Source organism: Rhizobium sp. S96 (assembly GCF_030382195.1).
Lineage (GTDB): Bacteria > Pseudomonadota > Alphaproteobacteria > Rhizobiales > Rhizobiaceae > Rhizobium.
The window spans coordinates 191,383-210,750 of sequence record NZ_JAUDRY010000009.1 but is presented as its reverse complement, the minus strand read 5'-3'; the positions used below and the strand labels follow the sequence as shown (position 1 = coordinate 210,750).

16 protein-coding genes and 1 tRNA gene are annotated in these 19,368 nt (G+C 60.9%); 4 read left to right on the top strand and 13 right to left on the bottom strand.

Annotated elements, in window-relative coordinates:
• Positions 1–332: 332 nt before the first annotated feature.
• On the top strand, positions 333–809 hold the full coding sequence (locus QTL94_RS11995; RefSeq protein ID WP_289801694.1) for an NUDIX domain-containing protein: 477 nt from the start codon (positions 333–335) through the stop codon (positions 807–809).
• Positions 810–891: 82 nt separating this feature from the next.
• On the opposite strand, the gene QTL94_RS11990 is transcribed toward QTL94_RS11995, so the two are convergent.
• The 4 genes from QTL94_RS11990 to QTL94_RS11975 all read right to left on the bottom strand — a co-directional run bounded on the left by QTL94_RS11990 (position 892) and on the right by QTL94_RS11975 (position 6,723).
• Entirely contained in the window at positions 892–2,958 is a 2,067-nt protein-coding gene (locus QTL94_RS11990; RefSeq protein WP_289801693.1) for an acyltransferase family protein, read from the bottom strand.
• 195 nt (positions 2,959–3,153) lie between these two features.
• Positions 3,154–4,485 (bottom strand): NAD(P)/FAD-dependent oxidoreductase, encoded by a 1,332-nt coding sequence (locus QTL94_RS11985; RefSeq protein ID WP_289801692.1) that lies wholly within the window; start codon positions 4,483–4,485, stop codon positions 3,154–3,156.
• 122 nt (positions 4,486–4,607) lie between these two features.
• Positions 4,608–5,834 (bottom strand): adenylate/guanylate cyclase domain-containing protein, encoded by a 1,227-nt coding sequence (locus tag QTL94_RS11980; protein WP_289801691.1) that lies wholly within the window; start codon positions 5,832–5,834, stop codon positions 4,608–4,610.
• Positions 5,835–5,958: 124 nt separating this feature from the next.
• Positions 5,959–6,723 (bottom strand): TIM barrel protein, encoded by a 765-nt coding sequence (locus tag QTL94_RS11975; protein ID WP_502944126.1) that lies wholly within the window; start codon positions 6,721–6,723, stop codon positions 5,959–5,961.
• 178 nt (positions 6,724–6,901) lie between these two features.
• On the opposite strand from QTL94_RS11975, the gene QTL94_RS11970 reads away from it, so the two are divergent.
• The gene (locus QTL94_RS11970) at positions 6,902–8,083 is read left to right on the top strand and encodes an MFS transporter (RefSeq protein WP_289801690.1); all 1,182 of its coding nucleotides are present in this window, start codon (positions 6,902–6,904) and stop codon (positions 8,081–8,083) included.
• Positions 8,084–8,195: 112 nt separating this feature from the next.
• Complete coding sequence (locus tag QTL94_RS11965; RefSeq protein WP_113523571.1) at positions 8,196–8,408, top strand: hypothetical protein; 213 nt, start codon at positions 8,196–8,198, stop codon at positions 8,406–8,408.
• Between the two features lie 94 nt (positions 8,409–8,502).
• Here QTL94_RS11965 and QTL94_RS11960 read toward each other — a convergent pair whose 3' ends face one another.
• Complete coding sequence (locus QTL94_RS11960; RefSeq protein ID WP_065693689.1) at positions 8,503–8,787, bottom strand: BON domain-containing protein; 285 nt, start codon at positions 8,785–8,787, stop codon at positions 8,503–8,505.
• Positions 8,788–9,081: 294 nt separating this feature from the next.
• Between QTL94_RS11960 and QTL94_RS11955 the strand changes: the two genes are divergently transcribed.
• The gene (locus QTL94_RS11955) at positions 9,082–10,707 is read left to right on the top strand and encodes an arylsulfatase (protein WP_289801689.1); all 1,626 of its coding nucleotides are present in this window, start codon (positions 9,082–9,084) and stop codon (positions 10,705–10,707) included.
• Positions 10,708–10,778: 71 nt separating this feature from the next.
• On the opposite strand, the gene QTL94_RS11950 is transcribed toward QTL94_RS11955, so the two are convergent.
• From QTL94_RS11950 to QTL94_RS11915, 8 genes are all read right to left on the bottom strand, one after another.
• On the bottom strand, positions 10,779–12,185 hold the full coding sequence (locus QTL94_RS11950) for an adenylate/guanylate cyclase domain-containing protein (protein WP_289801688.1): 1,407 nt from the start codon (positions 12,183–12,185) through the stop codon (positions 10,779–10,781).
• 359 nt (positions 12,186–12,544) lie between these two features.
• Positions 12,545–12,620, bottom strand: a tRNA-Lys gene (locus tag QTL94_RS11945).
• A 126-nt stretch (positions 12,621–12,746) separates the two neighbouring features.
• A complete protein-coding gene (locus QTL94_RS11940) occupies positions 12,747–13,658 on the bottom strand; it encodes a PhzF family phenazine biosynthesis protein (protein WP_065693686.1) in 912 nt (303 codons plus the stop codon).
• Positions 13,659–13,722: 64 nt separating this feature from the next.
• Positions 13,723–14,469, bottom strand: coding sequence for an NUDIX hydrolase (locus QTL94_RS11935; protein WP_289801687.1), 747 nt, complete (start codon positions 14,467–14,469; stop codon positions 13,723–13,725).
• The gene (locus QTL94_RS11930) at positions 14,466–15,575 is read right to left on the bottom strand and encodes an endonuclease/exonuclease/phosphatase family protein (protein ID WP_289801686.1); all 1,110 of its coding nucleotides are present in this window, start codon (positions 15,573–15,575) and stop codon (positions 14,466–14,468) included. The genes QTL94_RS11935 and QTL94_RS11930 overlap by 4 nt, the downstream gene beginning before the upstream one ends.
• 70 nt (positions 15,576–15,645) lie before the next feature.
• Positions 15,646–16,674: an ABC transporter ATP-binding protein gene (locus tag QTL94_RS11925; protein ID WP_289801685.1), complete on the bottom strand. Its 1,029-nt coding sequence runs from the start codon at positions 16,672–16,674 to the stop codon at positions 15,646–15,648.
• Positions 16,662–18,356, bottom strand: coding sequence for an ABC transporter permease (locus QTL94_RS11920; RefSeq protein ID WP_289801684.1), 1,695 nt, complete (start codon positions 18,354–18,356; stop codon positions 16,662–16,664). Before QTL94_RS11920 ends, QTL94_RS11925 begins: the two co-directional genes overlap by 13 nt.
• A gap of 16 nt (positions 18,357–18,372) precedes the next feature.
• A complete protein-coding gene (locus QTL94_RS11915) occupies positions 18,373–19,350 on the bottom strand; it encodes an ABC transporter substrate-binding protein (RefSeq protein ID WP_289801683.1) in 978 nt (325 codons plus the stop codon).
• Positions 19,351–19,368 lie beyond the last annotated feature (18 nt).

Genomic DNA, 19,368 nt, shown 5'->3' with positions numbered 1-19,368 from the left:
AACATACCCGTGCCTAAAACGAGAATCTTGAGCGGAAAGAAGACTATAGGGAACCAATCCCACATTTCGGATATTCCAGGCTATTATTTGACACTATCTATCGTGAGGGAGCACTACCTCAGAACTGCTGCATACGACATAAGCCATGTTGACGCAGATGTGATCATGACGTCCCCTCGCGCAGCATGAGTGGGCTTGCCCCTTGTTCCAAATCAGCTTCCGGAGAGCTGGGCATGACTTACTGATTGACCGGGGCCTTTCTTTTCATGACGGTTTTGTGACATAAGGGCGCTTCAAGTGTTCGGTCTTAACGTCCCACAGGAAGAGCCGACATGTTGCATCAACGTCGTCGTGCCGAGGATCAATTGTTGATCGCCAATAGAGTAGTTCCGCAAGCGGCAGCCATTTGCCTGGTCCTTCGGGAGAATGCGGATCCTCAGGTGATGCTTGTGCGCAGCAAGCGAACAGGGCAGTGGGGGATTCCGAAGGGCGGGATAGAGCCTGGGGAGTTGAGCTGGAAGGCTGCCGAACGTGAAGCCTTTGAAGAGGCAGGAGTAGTCGGCGTCGCCAACTCATCACCGGTCGGGCACTTCAGTTACACAAAACACGGAAATCTCAATCGGTATCGACTGGCGGTTCATGTTCTTGTGCAAGAGCGGATCGTTGACCAATACCCCGAGCAAGGGGTGCGGGAGCGACGATTATTTCCGATCACGGATGCGATTGAGGCCCTGAAGTCCTCGGAAACCAGCCACATGTGCGTCGACGTGCTAGAGCGTTTCCAGGTCGCAACGCCTTTTGACGCCTAGCAGCGGGCGACCCGAAATATCACAACACCTCACTCAGTAAGGTCAGTGTCTACCGAGGGCACAGGATCGCGCGTCGTCACCGCTACAACACCCCCGCCGCAGCCAGCCTGTTGTGAGCGTCGGTCATAACCGGCAGGTAGAGTGCGCTCAGCCCTTTCGCAAAGGTAGCGGCAAGGTGATCCGCATCCTTGTAGAGTGGCAGCCCGTTTCGCACGGCGTCGCAATGTTCGTCGTGGCAGATTGCCGGAAGAGGGTCGATGATCGAGGCGCCATATTGGGCGGCCGCGCGGGCCAGGATCGAACGCGAGAGCGCCTGGCGCTTCTCGATATAATCAAAGGGCGGCGCAACGTCGGTGGAGGCGCCCTCCATCATCGCCTTGGCGACTGCCTCGGGCATGTAACGACCCATCTCCGGAACATCGGAGACGAGCACGACCTTGGTGCCCTGCCTCTGCAGTTCCGCCATCAGGCTGTCGAGCGCCTTCACCACAGATTGAGAGCGGTCCGCCAATGGAGGTGGTACGGAGGCATCGAAATATGGCCCCTCATTCGGCATCTCGGCATCGTGGACATATTTGGGCCAATAGGCGACGAGAAATACCAGCGGGATGTGGTGTGATACGACGAAATCATGCACTGCTTCATTGAAACGTCCGCAGCGTTCGGTGTTGCCGTGCGAGAGCTCGACGCCAGGCAGTGGCGGGCAGGATGAATGCCCGGCAAACAGCCCTTGCATGCCTACCTGCGCTGCGGCGGCATCGATCGCCGGAGCCATCGCGCCGGAATGGGAGTCTCCCCACACGAGGAAGGATGGCTTGCTTGCGTCCTCAATACCAAGTTTGCAGAGCCTACCGGCACGAATATCCGCAACGGCAGGGCCGTCGGTGTCGGAATCGGCAAAACATGGCGGTAGGCTGAAGCGGCTCTCGTCGTAGGTCGAGGCATAGACGCGCTGCACATCGGGCGCCAGGCGACCCGGCAGGCCGCTGTTTCCGGCAACATAGGCACCGAGCGAGATGGCGGCCATCACAACGGCCACGGCACCGGCAAATAGCGGCTTGCGCGCGACCGGGCTCGCGTGCCCCCTGAAGGGCTGCTCGACGAAACGCCACGACACCGTGGCGACCACCAAGGACGCGGCGATGACGAGGCCACCTTGTGACACAGAGAGCTGTCGTCCAGTCATCTCGCGGGTGAACACGATGATCGGCCAATGCCATAGATAGAGGGAATAGGAGATCAGGCCGACGAAGATCATCGGTCTGGATCGAAGGATCTTGCCAGCGGAACTCCATTCGTCCCGAGCATGAATGACGAGTGCTGCCCCGAGGCACGGCAGGAGCGCTGCCGGGCCCGGGAACAACATCCGATCGCTGAACGTGAAGACCGCCACAGCGATGAGCAGAATACCTGCGAAAGCCAGCCCTGCCCGCGTCCTGGGCTGCCATGGCCTTGGCACGGCGTTGAGAGCCAGCAGCGCTCCCAGAAGAAGTTCCCATGCACGAAACTGCAGGAGATAGAACGTCGCTGCCTGAGATCGGAACAGCATCCACGTGCTCGCTGCGAACGACACTGCCAGCAAGGCTCCCAGCACAAGCACCGCGTATCGCCGCGCAAATCGATGGACGGCAAGCAGCAACAATGGAAACAGGATGTAGAACTGTTCTTCTACAGCGAGCGACCAAGTGTGCAACAACGGCTTCATCTGCGCGCCGATGTCGAAGTAGCCGTTTTCCTTCTCGAACTGGATGTTCGATGCGAACAGTGCGGCAGCCTTCAGACTGCGCCCGAAGTAGGCGAATTCGGCAGGCATCAGCAGGAACCAGCCAGCCACGGATGATGCCGCAAGGAGGGCGAACAACGCGGGAAAGATCCTGCGAATGCGGCGTTCGTAGAAGCGCGTCAGGCTGAAGGTGCCGCGATCGAGCTCTCCTGAGATCAGCGATGCCATCAGGAAGCCGGAGATGACGAAGAAGACATCGACCCCAACGAATCCACCGCCAAATCCCGGGATGCCCGCGTGATAGAAAACGACCGGAAGGATCGCCAGCGCGCGCAGCCCGTCAATGTCGGGCCGGTAGGAAATCTCGCCGTGCGGAGGTGTGCTGATCGCGACCAAATGCGCCGAGCGCTCTGCGATGATGTTCAAATGCTGGCCTCTGAGTCCGGCTGCGCCCTGGGGATTGGTGGGTCACCGGTAGCCGCTTGAACTGACGGAAAGCTGAACAATCAATCCCGCGCGCATCTTGCCGCAGGGTGTCACTCCTCAAAGCCCGGTTTCTGCTCAGCAAACCGGGGCGCGCCGACGCACGCCGTACGGCCTCGCCCCTCGCCCGCGCCGCATTCAAAAACCGGTGATCAACTCAATCTTGGAGCCGTCGCTGAAGCGCGACAGCCGGAATGCCGTGGGATCGACGACAGGCTGGCTGCCGGTCACGATATCGGCCATCAATCGTCCCGCAGCCGGACCGATGCCGAAACCGTGCCCGGAAAAACCGGTGGCGATATGGAATCCCGGAACGCTGTCCACCGCGGAAATGACCGGCACCGCATCCGGTGTGACGTCGATGCACCCTGCCCAGCGCTGCGCGATCCTGACATTCTCGAAGACCGGAAAATCCCGCTTGAGATCGGCCAGCGCCTTGTCCGCCAACCGCCGCGATGGCACCGGATCGAGCACGCGATTGTATTCGAACGGGCTGGCCTCATCCATCGACCATGTCCTGGAAAGCCTGAGTTCATCAAGGAACCGCCACCCGAGGCGGAAGGAAAGCGACTGCCACTCCGCGCGCAATGCCGGCAGAAAGGCTTTGGCGTAGCGGAACGATGCCGGCACGATGTCGACGATGTTGTCGTGGCCCGAAGCGATGGTATAGCCGCCGTCCTGCCGCTTGCGGATCGCAACGTCCTTCGACCAGATCGTCTGCTCCGGTCCGCCGTCGATTGGCTCACTGCGCATGACGCTGTTGATCACCTTGAGCTGCGGCAGATCGATTCCGAAGCGCCCGGAGAACAGATTGGACCACGCGCCGCCTGCGAGCACCACGGCCTTGCAGGCGATCGGACCGCGCTCGGTGATCACGCCGCTCACCGCGCCGCCGGCCGTCTCGATCCCGCGAACGGCGCACTCCGTCAAAATCGCCGCTCCGCGATCACGCGCCGCCTCGGCAATTGCTGGCGTCGCGCGTTGCGGCTCGGCGCGGCCATCCGCTGGGGTATAGAGTGCACCCGCCTGAGCGAGCCGCGAGCCCGGCAACAGGTCGCGGAATTGGCTCGCCGTCAGCATGCGCGTCTCGATCTGATGCGCTTCGAGATTCGCCCGCCAGCGGTCGTTGGCATCGAACTCCTTCTCGTCCGCGCAGGCAAAGACGATGCCGGCACGTCTGAAGCCCGTATCGCGGCCAGTCCGTGCGTCCAACCCGTCCCAGATACGCAGTGCTTCCGCCATGAGCGGCACCTCCCGGGGATCGCGCATCGAGATACGCACCCATCCCCAGTTTCGGCTCGATTGCTCCTGGCCAATGCCGCCCTTTTCGCAGAGCGCGACGCGCAAACCGCGTTCGGCAAGCTCCAGCGCCGTGGAACTACCGACAATGCCGCCGCCAATGACGACGACATCGCATTCCTTCGGCAGCTCCGCGTCTCCATGGACGGGAACGACATAGGGACCAGGCATAGGGATAGATCTCCAGGCAGGCGGGTGGGACTCAGTCGCTCACCTTCCTATCGCGTCAGAGCGTGTTTAGGAACAGCCATCCGATCCCAGCGCCGCGAGGCCACAGAGCTCCTGATGGAGCCTCATTCGTTCGGAAACGCAAAGACGTCGACGGGCTGCCCGAGCCCCCGCAGCGGGAATGAACCAAGGGACTCCATATCGGCCTGGCAGGACGCCATTTCCACGAATGCCCCGGAGAGAAGCACGGGTCGCTTGATCTCCTTCGTCAGGCTTTCAAGCCGCGAAGCCACGTTGACGGCAGGGCCGATCACCGTAAAGTCGAGGCGGCGGCGGGAACCGATATTGCCATACATAACATCCCCGACATGGACTCCGATGCCGTAGCGAAGCACCTGGCGACCGTCTTTCCTGTTCTGCTCATTTAGGGCCGCGATTGCCACCTCGGCCTCCTTTATGGCGCTCAGCAGATCCGCGCAGGCGGTGGGATTGGTCAAGGGGAAGATCGCCAGCATGCCGTCGCCCATGAATTTCAGTATTTCGCCGCCATGCCGCTCGATCGGCTCGGACATCGCGTCGAAATAGGCGTTGAGCAGTTCGATGACATCATCGCGCGGCCAGTGATCCGATATGGTCGTGAAATCGCGCAGGTCGCAAATGAGGATTGCCGCCCCGACCGTTGCGCCGCTGCCGCGGGTCGTTGCCCCCGCCAGGATCTGCTCGCTGGCATGTGGGCCCACATAGGTCTGCAGCAACGTACGCGCCAGAATGTTCTTCAGCCGGATCTCGGTCACCAGCGTCAACGCCGGCAGAAGGTCTTCGAGCATTGCGACGTGCGCGTCGGTAAAGCCGCCGGGCCGGTCGCTGCCAAACGTCACGATATGGCGCTTGCCAAGCGTGTGCTCCATCGGCCACGCGATATACTCGGTCAACCCCTCCTGCCGTAGCTCGTCGTAGAACTCGTGATGGCCATCGCCCTCGCGCATCGTCGCCAGATTCTTGCGGACTTCGTGCGCACCGCTGAATATCTCGTTCACCGGGCTCTTCAGGAACTGCGGTGTGTTTTCGATGCCGTAGCCGAAGGTGGCGATCTTCGCCTCCTTCAGACCCGTGCTCCATAAAATCCGCGCGCCCAGCCACTGCGGATGGTGGGTTCGGAAATGCATCGTCGCCCGGGCCACCGGAACACCCTCGTCCCGCAACCTTTGGCACAGCTGCACCAGGATATTGTCGATGAAGCGTTCATCGCGAGTCTCTTTCACCAGCCAATCGAGGATCTTTGTGCGCTGCCGCGGCCACGCCGGTTCGCTCTCGTCGCGCAAATCAGGCGTGGGGCTCGGAAAGGATTGCATGGCGGACACTCCGGAGATGCCAGAAAACGGGTACAACTGGAAAAACGTTCCTGCTTCGCAAGATGGGGTTCCCCATCGTGGAATGGAATGGCCACCACCACAAGATCGGTGGAATTTTTACCCCTTAGCCGAGAATCTGCCGCGTTGCGGCAATTGTCTCTGCACTTGACGCCAAAGGCCGGTATTCAAGGCCGATCGCGCCGCTGTAGCCTTGCTCGATCAGCCAGCCGACGCGCTTGCGCAAGTCGATCTCGCCGCTGCCAGGCTCGTTGCGCCCAGGGTGATCGGCGATGTGGACATGGAAGACGCGGTCGATATTGTCGTCGATCACCGCCGGGGTATGCTCTCCCATCACGGCGGAATGATAGACGTCGTAGATGATGCCGATCTCGGCGCGACCGGTCGCCTTGGCCACTTCGATCCCTTCCACCGTCGAGTGCAGGAAGTAACCGACGTGGTCAATCAGCGTATTCAAGGGCTCGACGCCCAACCGCACGCCGCTACCCTCCAGCACCTCGCCGGCGCGGGTCAACGTCTCGACCAGCACAGCCTTCTGCCCCTCCCGCGATTTACCTTCCAGATCATCGCCCGCCTGCGCAATCAGCGTGCGTGCGCCCAGTCGCCTTGCGACGTCGATCGAACGCTTCAATCCATCGAGAAAGGCATCGCGATTGGCACTGTCCGTGAGCGGAATCATCGGCTCGGCAACGAAGCTGGCGAGTTCGATGCCGGTTTCGTTCAAGGCCCACTCGATGCTGCCGAGATCCTTGTTCGTCCACTTCCAGAACTCCACCGCCTCCAGGCCGCTCGTGTGCGCCAGCCGGATACGGTCGGCAAAATTGTCAGCCTCGGCTGCAAACAGCCACTCTACGCATGCGGATAATTTCATGATGCCCTCTTCCCGAATTTGCACTGATCAGGACGCAATCGTCACCGGATTGCAATAGGACAAAGACTCCCGGTGGCTTTTTACGCGCAACTGGCTGATCAGGGGTTGTGTCGGCCGCATACCAAACCTACAAGATCAGCCGCGCACGATCGTGCGTATCGCCTCCCGGAGTAGCGCAATGCGATTTGCACCGCAGCACAGAATCTATGTCTGTTTCTTCCTGTTTGCCGTGTCGATGGGCGCGTTGCTCGCTCGCATGCCCGACCTGCAGATGGCGCTTGGGGTCGATAAGTCCGAACTTGGGCTGACGTTGATCGGTGCTGCAATCGGGGCGCTGATTTCATTGACCTTCGCGTCGCCGATCATCGCACGCCTGGGCGCCAGAACCACGGCTTTCATCACAGTCCTGGGAAGCTCCGCCCTGCTGGCATCCGTGCCCTGGGCAACGAGCGCACCGCTTGTCTTCGCCATTCTCTTCTTCGAGGGACTTCTTGCCGGCGCTCTGGAAATCAATCTCAACGTCGAGATCGACCGCATCGAGGCGCAACTCGGTCGCGGCGTGATGAACCGGGCACATGGCTTCTGGAGCCTCGGCTTCTTTCTGACAGCTCTTGCGGCGTCCGCGATCCGGCAGGCAGGTGTGCCGATGCAGCTGCATCTTGCCCTGACCTTCACCGCCGTTGCCATCGTCGGCACCATCGCCATCGCCGGCATGCGCAATGCGCCCGCGAGAGACACGGGCGAAGAGGTAAAGGCGCCTCTGATAGCGCTTCCGACCTGGGGCCTGCTGCCGCTTTGCGGCATCGGTATCGCAGCCTTCCTCGTCGAAGGTGCCGGCATCGACTGGTCGGCCATCTACATGCGCGACGTCTTCGCGTCCGAACCTTTCGTTGGCGGTCTCGGGCTGACGCTTTTCACCTTCTTCATGGCCGGTGCGCGCCTGTTCATCGACCCGCAGGTCGACCGTTTCGGCGCCCATGCAGTGGCCAGCGTCCTCCTCGTTTTGGCGGCGATCGGCGTTTGCGCCGTCTGGGCAGCGCCACATCCCTATGTCGCGCTCATGGGCTTTGCGTTGATGGGCGGCGGATGCAGCGCCGTCTACCCGCTGGCAGTCTCCGCGGCCGCACAGCGTACCGACCGCCCGGCGCATATCAACGTCGCGGCCCTTGGCCAGATGTCGTTCGTGGTCTTCTTCCTGGCGCCTCCGCTTCTCGGCTTCATCGCCGAGCACGCCGGCATCAGGACAGCCTACCTCGTCTGTCTGCCGTTCATCGTCTATGCGCTCGTCTCGATCAAATCGCTGGCCGGTCGCAAGGCCGACCCTTCTCTTCCGGAGCTTCCCGAACGCAGCGCGACCTGATTTGGCGTCCGCGCCGGCGGGACATCGATATGGAGAGGCTCGTTGACGGTTGACCCGATCAACCGATGCTGACAGACAATCCTTGGAATGCGCAAGGACAGTGGAGCAAGCGATGGATCAGACACTCTTTATCAGCCTGTGCAAGGCCGGTAAGTTCAAGGAGGCGCTTAACCTCGCTATCGCTGGCCATGAGGATGAAAAGTTCACGCCCAGCCGTTTCTCCATGGACAAGAAGACGGGGCTGCCGATTTTCTACCGCGGCAACAAGCGCGTCGAGCCGGATGACACAGGAACGTGGCAGTTGTCGAAGAACACGAAATTCTAAGCTGGCGCTTATTGCAGCGGCGGTCGTCCGCAGGCCGGAGCCGCATGGGCAACAGTCCGTGCTCCTCCGCCAGACAGCCGGTAACGGCTAGCGCTTAGTTGGTATTCTTGGGAAAGCCCCGGCATATCAGCCTGTTGTGAACGCGGGCGGGCCCCACGATCGAGGCCGCGATATCGACGGCCAGCGCATCGTCGCCCTGACACCGCACAAATCCTTCCAGAACGACATAATCGCCGAGCGTGGATACGATAACGCGCGTGCTGTCGAAGTCCGACGATGCCTCCAGCGCGCACCGCACGGCAGCCTTGGTGGCTGATGAGCTATGCCCAGCTTCAAAGCTGCTGAGCGACCAACCATGAGCGTCCAAACGTAAGACCATGTGTTCCTCCCACTTCGGTAAGCTGGAAGGCTACCGGTCGATAGAACAGCCGTCCATTAACTATGACATGTCGGGGTATCACGCTCCGTTTACCCGCCTCTGCCCCGCGACGGACGCGCAAACGCCGTCGCAACGTAAATGCGGTCCGAATTTACAGTAACGTACTTACCTCCGGCGCCGTTCTGAAGAACTCTGCAGACGTCGAACTGCGACCATCCCATTCCGGCGGTCTGAAAGACCGCTGCCAAAGGAGAGCGTAATGTTGAATGACCTGCAGCATAGGAAGAGGCTGTCATGACCACTTCTTTTTCGCGAAGACTTCTTGGTGCGACCGCAGCGGTCGCCTTGGGGCTCTCGTCCCTGCCCTTTGCCTCGACGGCGCTTGCCCAGACGGCAACTCCCGCAGCCAGCGGCGCGAAACCGAACATCCTCGTCATCTTCGGTGACGACATCGGCCAGACGAACATCAGCGCCTACTCGATGGGCCTCGTCGGCTACCAGACACCAAACATCGACAGCATCGCCAAGTCGGGCATGATCTTCACGGATTATTACGCCGAGAACAGCTGCACGGCGGGACGCTCGACCTTCATCACCGGGCAGGCATGCCTGCGCACCGGCCTCTGCAAGGTCGGTGCACCCGGTGCTCCTGTCGGCCTGCAGCCCGGCGACATCACGATCGCCCAGGCGCTGAAGCCACTCGGCTATGCCACCGGACAGTTCGGCAAGAACCACCTGGGCGACAAGGACGAATACCTGCCGACCAACCACGGCTTCGACGAGTTCTTCGGCAATCTCTATCACCTGAACGCCGAGGAAGAGCCGGAGGCTCCCTACTGGCCGAAGGACGATCCGGCCTTCCTCAAGGCCTATAACCCCCGTGGCGTCGTCAAGGCGTCTGCCGATGGCAAGATCGAGGATACCGGTGCGCTCACCAAGAAGCGCATGGAGACCATCGATGACGAAACCACCGCCGCAGCGATCGATTTCATCGGCCGTCAGGTCAAGCAAAACAAGCCGTTCTTCACCTGGATGAACACCACGCGCATGCATGCCTTCACCCACGTCCGCGACTCCATGCGGGGTCAAAGCGGCATGGTCGGCAACGAGTATGCCGATGGCATGGTCGAGCATGACGGCGATGTCGGCAAGCTTCTCAAGGCGCTTGACGACCTTGGTGTCACCGACAACACCATCGTCATCTACACTACCGACAACGGTCCGAACCAATGGTCCTGGCCGGACGCTGCGACGACGCCGTTTCGCAGTGAAAAGGACACCAACTGGGAAGGCGCGTTCCGCGTCCCGGCAATGGTACGGTGGCCCGGCCACATCAAGCCTGGCCAGGTCTCGAACCAGATGTTCTCTGGCCTCGACTGGTTCCCCACCCTTCTTGCCGCAGCCGGCGACCCTGACGTAAAGAATCGCCTGCTGGATGGTTGGAAGCCTGAAGGAAGCGCGACGACCTTCAAGGACCACCTGGATGGCTATAACCAGCTCGACTACCTGACCGGCAAATCGGACAAGAGCGCTCGCACCGAGTTCCACTATTTCGATGACGACGGCGACCTTGTCGCGACCCGCTTCGACGACTGGAAAGTTGTCTTCAAGGAGCAGCCGGCACCGGGCGGTTTCGCAGTCTGGCAAACGCCGTTCGTGACATGGCGCGTTCCCAAGCTCTTCAACCTGCGCATGGATCCTTATGAGCGGGCCGATATCGTTTCCGACCAGTACAACGACTTCCTCGCACGAAACGACTATCTGCTGGTGAAGGCTCAATTGAAGGCCGTGGCATTTCTGGAAACCTTCGTGAAGTATCCGCCGAGCCAACGCGGCGCCAGCTTCAACATGGAAGGTGCCCGCGCCGAGGTGGACAAGGCGATCGACCAGTCCTTCAAGGACCGCGGCATCGAGAAATGATCAGACAAGGAGCCGCGCACCCGATCTCTGGAACGGGAGCGCGGCTCCAACTGCATCGAGTGTCGCTCCCCTCATGACAGCGCGAAGATCTTCACTTCCCTCGCGATGCCATGCAGTTCCTCCATCCGCGAGACCGAGTTGATGCTCCTGTCATGCAGGATCTCTGAAACGTGGCTATCGGCAACGATCGCCTCCGTCGTCAGGATCACATTGGGATCAGCAAGCCCCTGAACCCGTGACGCGATATTGACAGTCTGGCCGAAGTAGTCCTGCCGGTCGTTCAGGCTGACGGCAAGGCATGGCCCCTCGTGGATGCCTATCTTGAGAAGGAGGTCCTCGCTACCGCGCTCGGCATTCAGCCGCAGCATGGCCTCCCGCATCCGCAGGGCGGCCGCCACGGCGCGATCCGGGCTTGGGAAGGTTGCCATGACAGCATCCCCGATCGTCTTGACCACTGCCCCCGCTTCCGCGGCGACAATCTCGTGAAGAACCCTGAAATGCGCCCGCACCAAATCGAACGCCGCGAGGTCCCCGACGCGCTCGTAGAGAGCGGTCGACCCCCTCAGATCGGTGAAGAGAAACGTCAGGCTGGTGATCTTGAGGCGCTGGTCGACATCCAGCGTGTCGGTCCGGTAGATGTCCCTGAAACTCTGGTTCGTCAACAGACGCTTGGCCGTGAGGAAGGCGCGCCTTCGACCGAGAATGTCATGCAACTCATCTCCCGCGACGCAGACATTCGGCACGACCCTGCGGTCGGTATGATTTTCCAGCGTAAGGCGTAGCGGGCCGGGCCGCAGCGTAAGCGTTTCGTTCGAGGCATGACCAGGGCTGATGACCATCGACAGGTTCTGCCGTTCGGCGGTGGGTTCACCCGTCACGTCGATGAACTGCGCCGAGTGCGTCACGGCATCGAAAATGATGACGAATTGCGCCGGCAATTGCAGCGAGACGAAAGCCTTCTCGCCCGGATCGAGCTCGATCATCTCCAATACGCTGCTTCCAAACCGCGATTCGAAGTCCTCCGGCAGATCGACCCCGGACGAGAAGAAAATTTGCCGATAGTACTCCATCGGAGGCAGCAGATCGGGTTCGTGGGCCGCAATCCTGCGCACGCGCGGGCTGACGGTAAACGTAACCTCGACCATCTCGTCGAGGGTCGGTTCATATCCGGCCGCACAGAGCGCGCAATGGTAGCTCTCCTGGTCGACACCTTTCAATGTCGTGCCGCTATCCAGGACGCCGCCACACCCCGGACAAAGGACATTCCATGTCATCTCGAACAGACCTATTCGGGCTGCGTGGAGAAGCGCCGCGATGGTTTTCTCCTGATCGAGATGATGCTTGTCGGCGAAGGCGAGCGCATTGATACGATTGAGATCGCGGTCGGAGCCGCGCATGACCACGCTCTCGATGCACTCGACCGTCTGCGGATCGGCAGCCTGTCGCAAGGTGACAAAAAGCACGTCTACTTCGCTCATTCGACAGGTCTCCGCGTGTAACGCGATGGCGAACAACGCCAGCCTGACAAAATTATAGCACGAGAAATTCCTCACCGATATCGCGGTGCCTTGGCTCAAAGAATCGTTTGGTCCCGCCAGCAAAAAATCACCCGGCGGCCGTGATGACGGCGCCGGAACACCAACGGCGAATCATCCGAGGTTCGTTCGCCTACGACAAAAACCGAGTCGCTTTCGATCGCGTTAGCGCTTCAATTTAAAGGAGTGATTCTGTCAGAAACTTTGCGAGAAAAATCAGGTGACAGGGATATTTTTCGACCTGTTACCACTTGCGCCCAAAGGGCGTTTCTATCTGCTATTTGAGAGTAGAAACAAGAGTTTGGTGGGTGATGTAGGGCTCGAACCTACGACCCGCTGATTAAGAGTCAGCTGCTCTACCAACTGAGCTAATCACCCGTCCGCCGCGCTTGTTTGCGTGGTGTGAGAGGGCGTATAAACAGGATCGTTCAGCTTGTCTAGCGCCCTTCCGAAAATTCTTTCAACAATCGCGAAGTTTTTGTGCATGGCTGAAATGCAATGAAATCAAAGGTCCAATGTGCCGCTTGCGAGACGCACTGCCTGGCCGCCAATCCGCGCGTTGGAAATCGCCCCTCCTTCGATATCCATGTGCAGGTGAATGAAGGAGGGGCGGCCCATTTCCACACCCTGCTCGATCAAGACGCCATGGTGGCCATCCGTCAGACGGTCGAAGTGGTGGATCGCGCCGGAGAGCGCCGCCGCCGCCGAGCCGGTCGCCGGGTCCTCCACAATGCCCATGCCGCTGGCAAACATCCGCGTGTGAAACTTCGCGACGTGGTTCACGCCACCGCGACAGTAGATGTAGGCCGAGGCAAGCGCGCCGTCGACGAATGGCACGGTCGTTTCCCACAGCTGCGGATCGAAATCGAGTCGCTGTGCCGCACCGACGTCGTGCACCGGCACCATCAGAAACGGAACGCCGGCGCTCCACAGTGAGGGCAAATGGTTCTCGAACCCGATCTCGGTCACTTTGAGCGATAGGGCATTGGCGATGCCCAGCCGGTCGAGCGGCATGTTGATCTGCTGCGACTTCCGCGGCAGGTCGAATTCCGCAAAGCTCGCATCCTCAGCCTTGAGCTTGACCGCGCACCGCACGGGCCCGACGTTCTCCTCCAGCACCGAGACGATATCGATCGTGCTGCCGCCATGCGCCTGCTCGGCCAGCGCAATGGCCGTTCCCACGGTCGGATGCCCGGCAAACGGCAGTTCGCGGCCGGGCGTGAAAATGCGAAGTCGCGCCGTATAGGCCGGATTGCTGGCACGCTGGACGAAGACCGTCTCCGAGAGATTGAACTCCTTGGCGATTGCCTGCATCGCCTCGTCGCTCAAGCCGTCACCGTCGAAGATAACGGCCAGTGGGTTCCCGGCAAGCCGGCGATCGGTGAACACGTCATAGACGCTGTAGCTGCGCGCCACATCGGCCTCCTACTGTCGATCCTCGTGCGTCAACCTGCCCGACACCGAAAGCAAGTGCAAGGCGTCAGGCGCCCCGCTCTCCACCGAAGTACCAGTCGATCACCGGCAGCATCGCAATATTGTAGGGTTGCGCAGTGTGATCGGCAGACCGGATTGCAACCGCACCTGATATCTCCTGATCCTCGGCAACCAGCATGTGTGCATGGATACGGTCGGTCAGTTCATCGGCGGTCAGGTCGAACCGGAAGAGGCGCATCACCACCACTGTCCGCCCGATACGGCTTGCGAAATATCGGTCCCCAGCCCGAGCCGCCTTGAGATCGAGGCCGGTTTCCTCGAGGACTTCGCGCCGCATGTTGGCCTCCAGATCGCAGCGCCCGTCCACGACATCCTCCGGCTCCAGCGAGCCCGCGGCGAAGTAGACCTGACCCGGGTTGGCTGTGTGCGCGCCCATGCGGATGGCGACAAGCGCGCCGTCCGATGTTTCCAGGACCGGATAGGCGAAGAGATGGATGCCGCCACGTCGGTCGGACTGCTTGCGCCACCACATGAAGGCCGAAAAAGGAATGACATGCCCCTCGCCCACCAAGCCTTGATCGGTCAGCGTCAACCGCCTTTGAAAGACCATCCGCCCGTCGAACAACGCCGGGTTGGCAGCCGTTTCCCTGGCCCAGTTTTCGGCAATCGCTTCTTGCTCAGCAAGGTAAAGCGGATGATCGCCGGGCACCACCCGGAGATCGAGCCCTGAGAGAGGAAAGACTGTCCGTTCGGCGGGCCAGCCTATGAAGTCATCAGGTACAGGTGCGTTCATATCAGATCCAATGTCATGACGACGGGGCAATGGTCGGAGGCCTTCGGTCGGTCCCACCCCGTTCGAGGATAGCGTTCGACCTCTTGCCCCGGCGGAAAGACCGTCCGGTAGGGTTGGCCATTGCGGACAATTTCAGGGAGCCGTCCGGCGTTTGCTTTCGCAAGCGCCGGAGACAGCCAGATGTAATCAAGTTGGCACAGCCATTGTTCCTCCGGTCCGCGGGCGTGGTAGAGCGTCCAGCGATCAAGCGGATCGCGACGGCGAACGACGTTCTCAGCAAACCCGTCATGGCTGAAGACATCGAGCGCGCTCTCGCTCTCGACTTGGTGGTCGAAGGTGTAACCCGCGCGGCGCGCGCCAATCACATCGACGCGCTCCTGATAATCGTTCATGTCGCCGCAGATCACGAAGCGTTTGCCGACAGTGTGCCCGGCCCCGAAGCGGTCTTCGATGATGCGACGCACCGCCCTCGCCTCCGCACGCCGGACAGGCATCGTGTAGCGCCGACCGTCGAGCCCATCCCGCGGCGACCCCATGGATTTGAAATGGACGACGTAGAGGGTCATCGGGAGACCTCCGACAAGAAGATCGAGCTCAAGACAATCCCGCTTGAAGATCTTGTCGTCGATATGGCTGGTCGTGGCCAGATTCTCGTCGAAAAGACCAAGATCGCGATAGGTCGTCATCGCGTGGCTCTTGATCTCCTTGAGTTCGATCTTTTGACCGTCACGGGTTTCCTCGCGCATCAGCACGGCGACATCGATGCCACGGCTGTCATTTCCCTCGACCAGGTACTTCTGCCGATAGCCGGTGCCCACCATCCGGAAGAGATAGCCGTATTCGAAGGCCTGCAATGCCTCCATGTTGTCGATCTCCTGCAGGCACAGAATGTCGGCGTCGGCATCAGCGATCGCCAATGCCGTCATCTGCCGCGTGTCGTCGGTGGAGGCGATCACACGGGCCTGCTCAAGCTGTTGGTAAACCCCTTCGCTGCGCACCTCGAAGAGCTTGATCACGCGATCCTGGCGCAACTGGTTGCGGAACCCGGTAAAGTCGAAACGCGTCATGAGGTTTTCGACGTTGAACGTAGCAATGCGTAACGACATCAGGCATTTCCGATTGGCACTACACCATTAGTAGAGACGAACGACCGGTTCGAAAAGCCCGGTTCGCCGTTCACAACCGCCACGCACCACGAATGACCACCCTGACCTCCTCGCCGACCGATAACGGCAGGCGGCTGTAGGCGCGCAGGACCTGGCCGTCAGCAAGCCGCAACCGCGCGGCGTACCGCTCGCCCTCGTAAAGCATGGATTCGACGGTGGCGGCGATGCCCTCGGCATCCAGAACGACATCCTCCTGCCGCACGAGAATATCCGCGCTCCGGTCACCGTTCGCGCTGCGCGCCAGCAATGGCGCGATCATCTTCCACTCCAGCCGCCTGATGTCACCATCCGGAGACGGAAGGGAAAGGATAGCCCCGCGCCCGATCAGCTCGCCCACGATGCGTCCTTCCGGTCGCGCATAGATGTCGGCTGGCGGCGCCACTTGCAACAACCGCCCCTCTGACATCACCGCAACGTCCGTGGCCAGTGCCATCGCCTCGCTCTGGTCGTGCGTAACGTAGACCATCGTAGCGCCGGAGCGCTGGTGGAACTCACGAAAGGTCTCTTCCATCTCCTGCTTCAGATGCCGGTCGAGATTGGCGAGCGGCTCGTCGAGCAGGACGACGTCAGGCGATGTCACGAGGCAGCGCGCCAACGCCACACGCTGCCTCTGGCCACCCGACAGATCAGCCGGACGCCGGTCCGCGTAGTCGCCGAGCCTCACCGTCGACAGCGCCTCGCCCACTTTTTGCCGATAGGCGTCGCCCGAGATGCCACGCACCTTCAGGGGGTAGCCGACATTGTCGGCAACACTCATGTGCGGCCACAGCGCGTAGGACTGGAATACCATAGCCATGTTGCGCTTTTCCGGCGGCAGCGCCTGGGACGCATCGGCCAGCAGGCGCTCGCCGAGGTGGATGGAACCGTCCGTGGGTGTCTCGAACCCCGCGATCATTCGCAGCACCGTCGTCTTGCCGCAGCCGGAGGGCCCGAGCAGCGCCAGGAAGCCGCCTTCCCGGACATCCAGCGACAGGTCGCTGACGGCCGCCCGGCCCGTGCCAAAATCCTTTGCAACACGATTGAGGATCAGCTTCGCCACGGAACGACTCCCTTCGGCAGCCGCTTTGCCAGCAGTTCCAGCAACAGCATCATGAAAACGACCATGAGAACGACAAGCACGGAGAGCGCCGAGGCAAGATCGGAGCTGCCGCTGTCATCGAGATTGTAGATTGCAACGCCGAGCGTCTGCGTCCCTGCCGACCAGAGCAGAGCCGAAATCGTCAGCTCGTTGCAGGCAATCAGGAAAACCAGGATGACGGCGGCGCCCGCCGCTGGTGCGATCAAAGGCACGATGATGTCCTTCAGGCGCCGGAAGAATCCGGCGCCGGACAATCGCGCCGCCTCCTCAAGTGCCGGATCGAGCTGGTGAAAAGCACTCACGACAGGCTTGAGGCTGACGGCAAAGAAGCTGGAGAGATAGGCAATCAGGATGATCCAAATCGTCCCATACAAGGTCACATGGAGGAGCGGGATCGGTGCGGCAAAGACGAGAATGAACGATACAGCCATTACGATGCCGGGCAGTGAATACGGGATCTCGATGACGCTCGAAACGACCCGGCTCAACACATCCTTGCGCTTCGTCAGCGCGTAGGCGGCAAGCACTGTCACCAGAAGGAGACACATGGCAGTCCCGCTCGCCAGCGACAATGAATTGACGAAGGCAGTCCTGGTTACCGCCTGCCGGAACAGGATTTCATGAAAGGCATTGAACGACATCGTCTTGAAGGTGAGCGGCACACCGTAAGCAGGAACGAGCGCACCTGCCAGAAGCGCGAAGAATGGCGCGGCAAGCATGAAGAACAGCGTCAGCCAGAGAGGCGGCGCCACGAGCAACTTCCAGCGGCCAAGCTGGAACGCCGCCGTCGCACCCGAAAGGCCGAGCACGCGATAATCACGGCCGCGCAGGGCACGATCCTGGATGGCAAGACCCGTCACAGAGATGATCGCGATGATCGCCGACAACAGCGCCACATCGCCGAACGTCCGGCTGGTGAACGCGGAGAACTTCGTGAAGATCAGAGTCGGAAGGGTGTAGATCGAGGCAGGAATGCCAAGGATGGCGGGAATACCGAAATTGCCGGTGCAGGAAACAAAGGAAATCGCGGCCCCTGCGATGATCCCCGGCAGCGACAGCGGCAGGATGATATCGAGAAACACACGCAAACTGGAAGCGCCCGACAGCCTTGCCGCCTCGACGCCATCACGCGGCAGGGCCATCAGCCCTGCCCGCAGCGCCAGGAAGACGAGCGGCGCATGCTGAACGCCGTAGAGAAGCGCAATGCCGCCGACCGAATAGAGAGGCTGCGGCGAACCGAGCGGCGGCGCGATGTGCAACGCCTTCAGAAGCGGGCTCGAAGGCCCCGACATCTGCACCCAGGCAAGGGCCGTGACCTGCGGCGGGATCATCATCGGCAAGACAAACAGAAAGCTCAGCAGGCCTTTTGCCCCGACATCCGTCAGCGTCAGCAGAAAGGCAAAGGCGCAGCCGATCATCAGCGAAATGATCGTACCGAACAGAGCCGTCACCAGGGTGTAGTAGGTCGCCGACCACAGCGCCGGATCGGCAAGGACCGCGGCAGCTCCACCATTGGCAAGCGCTGCGGCACCTGTCATCGCCAGCCGCGCCAACGGAAGAACGCTGAGAATCAGGACGATCAGGATGATAAAAGTAAACAGCCAGACGGGCTGGCTGTTTCCGGGACGAACATATCCGTGCATCGACTGTCTGCGTCGATCAGTTGGAGCCGTAGATGCCCGAGAAGGTCTTCAGGTCGGCATCGGTGCTTTTCAGCGCCGCGGCAGCGTTGATCGGCAGCACCTTGATGCTGTCGCGCGCCGGGAAACCTTCCGGAACCGACATGCCATTGCGAGCCGGGATATAGCCGAGCTTAAGGAAGCCTTCCTGGCCCTTTTCCGACAGAACGTAATCGACGAATTTCTTCGCCGCGTCGGCGTTCTTGCTGCTGGAAAGAATGCCCACCGGCTCGGTCACTGCCGAGACGCCTTCGCTCGGGAAGACGAACTCGACAGGAGCGCCCTTCGCCTTTTCGCGGATCGGCATGTAGTCGACGATCATGCCGTATGCCTTTTCGCCCGAGGCGACCGCCTTCAGGATCGCGCCGTTGCCGCCGGCAGCGGTTGCGCCGTTCGCAGCAAGATCCTTGTAGAGGTCCCAGCCAAGACCATCGACACCGGCCAGCGTCTGCGCGTGGATGAGAGCGGCGCCGGAGGTCAGCGGGCTCGGCATCGTCACCAGACCCTTGGCCTCAGGCTTCGTCAGGTCCTTCCAGCTGGTCGGCTTCAGGGTTGCGGACGTGTTGTAGACGATCCCGGTGGTGATCAGCTTGGTCGAGTAATAGTAGCCGTCTGCGTCATAGAGCGCGGCATCGTAGTTGGCAGCTTCCGGCGACTTGTAGGCAAGCAGCTTGCCTGCTTCCTTCAAGCGCTCGAGCGTCACCGTATCGGCGATGAGGAGAACATCGGCAACCGGGTTTCCGGCCTCGATCTCGGCCTGCAGCTTCGCCATGATCTTCGGCGTTCCGTCACGCACCCAATCAACCTTGATATCTGGATTGGCAGCCATGAAGCCATCGACAGTTGCCTGCGCATCCTCGTTCGGCTGGCTCGTGTAGAGCACGAGATTGGCGGCGTTCGCAGGAATGGCAAACAGGCTCGCGGCGAGAAGCGCTGCGGCGGAAACAATGGTCTTCATGGATAATGCCCTCGGTGA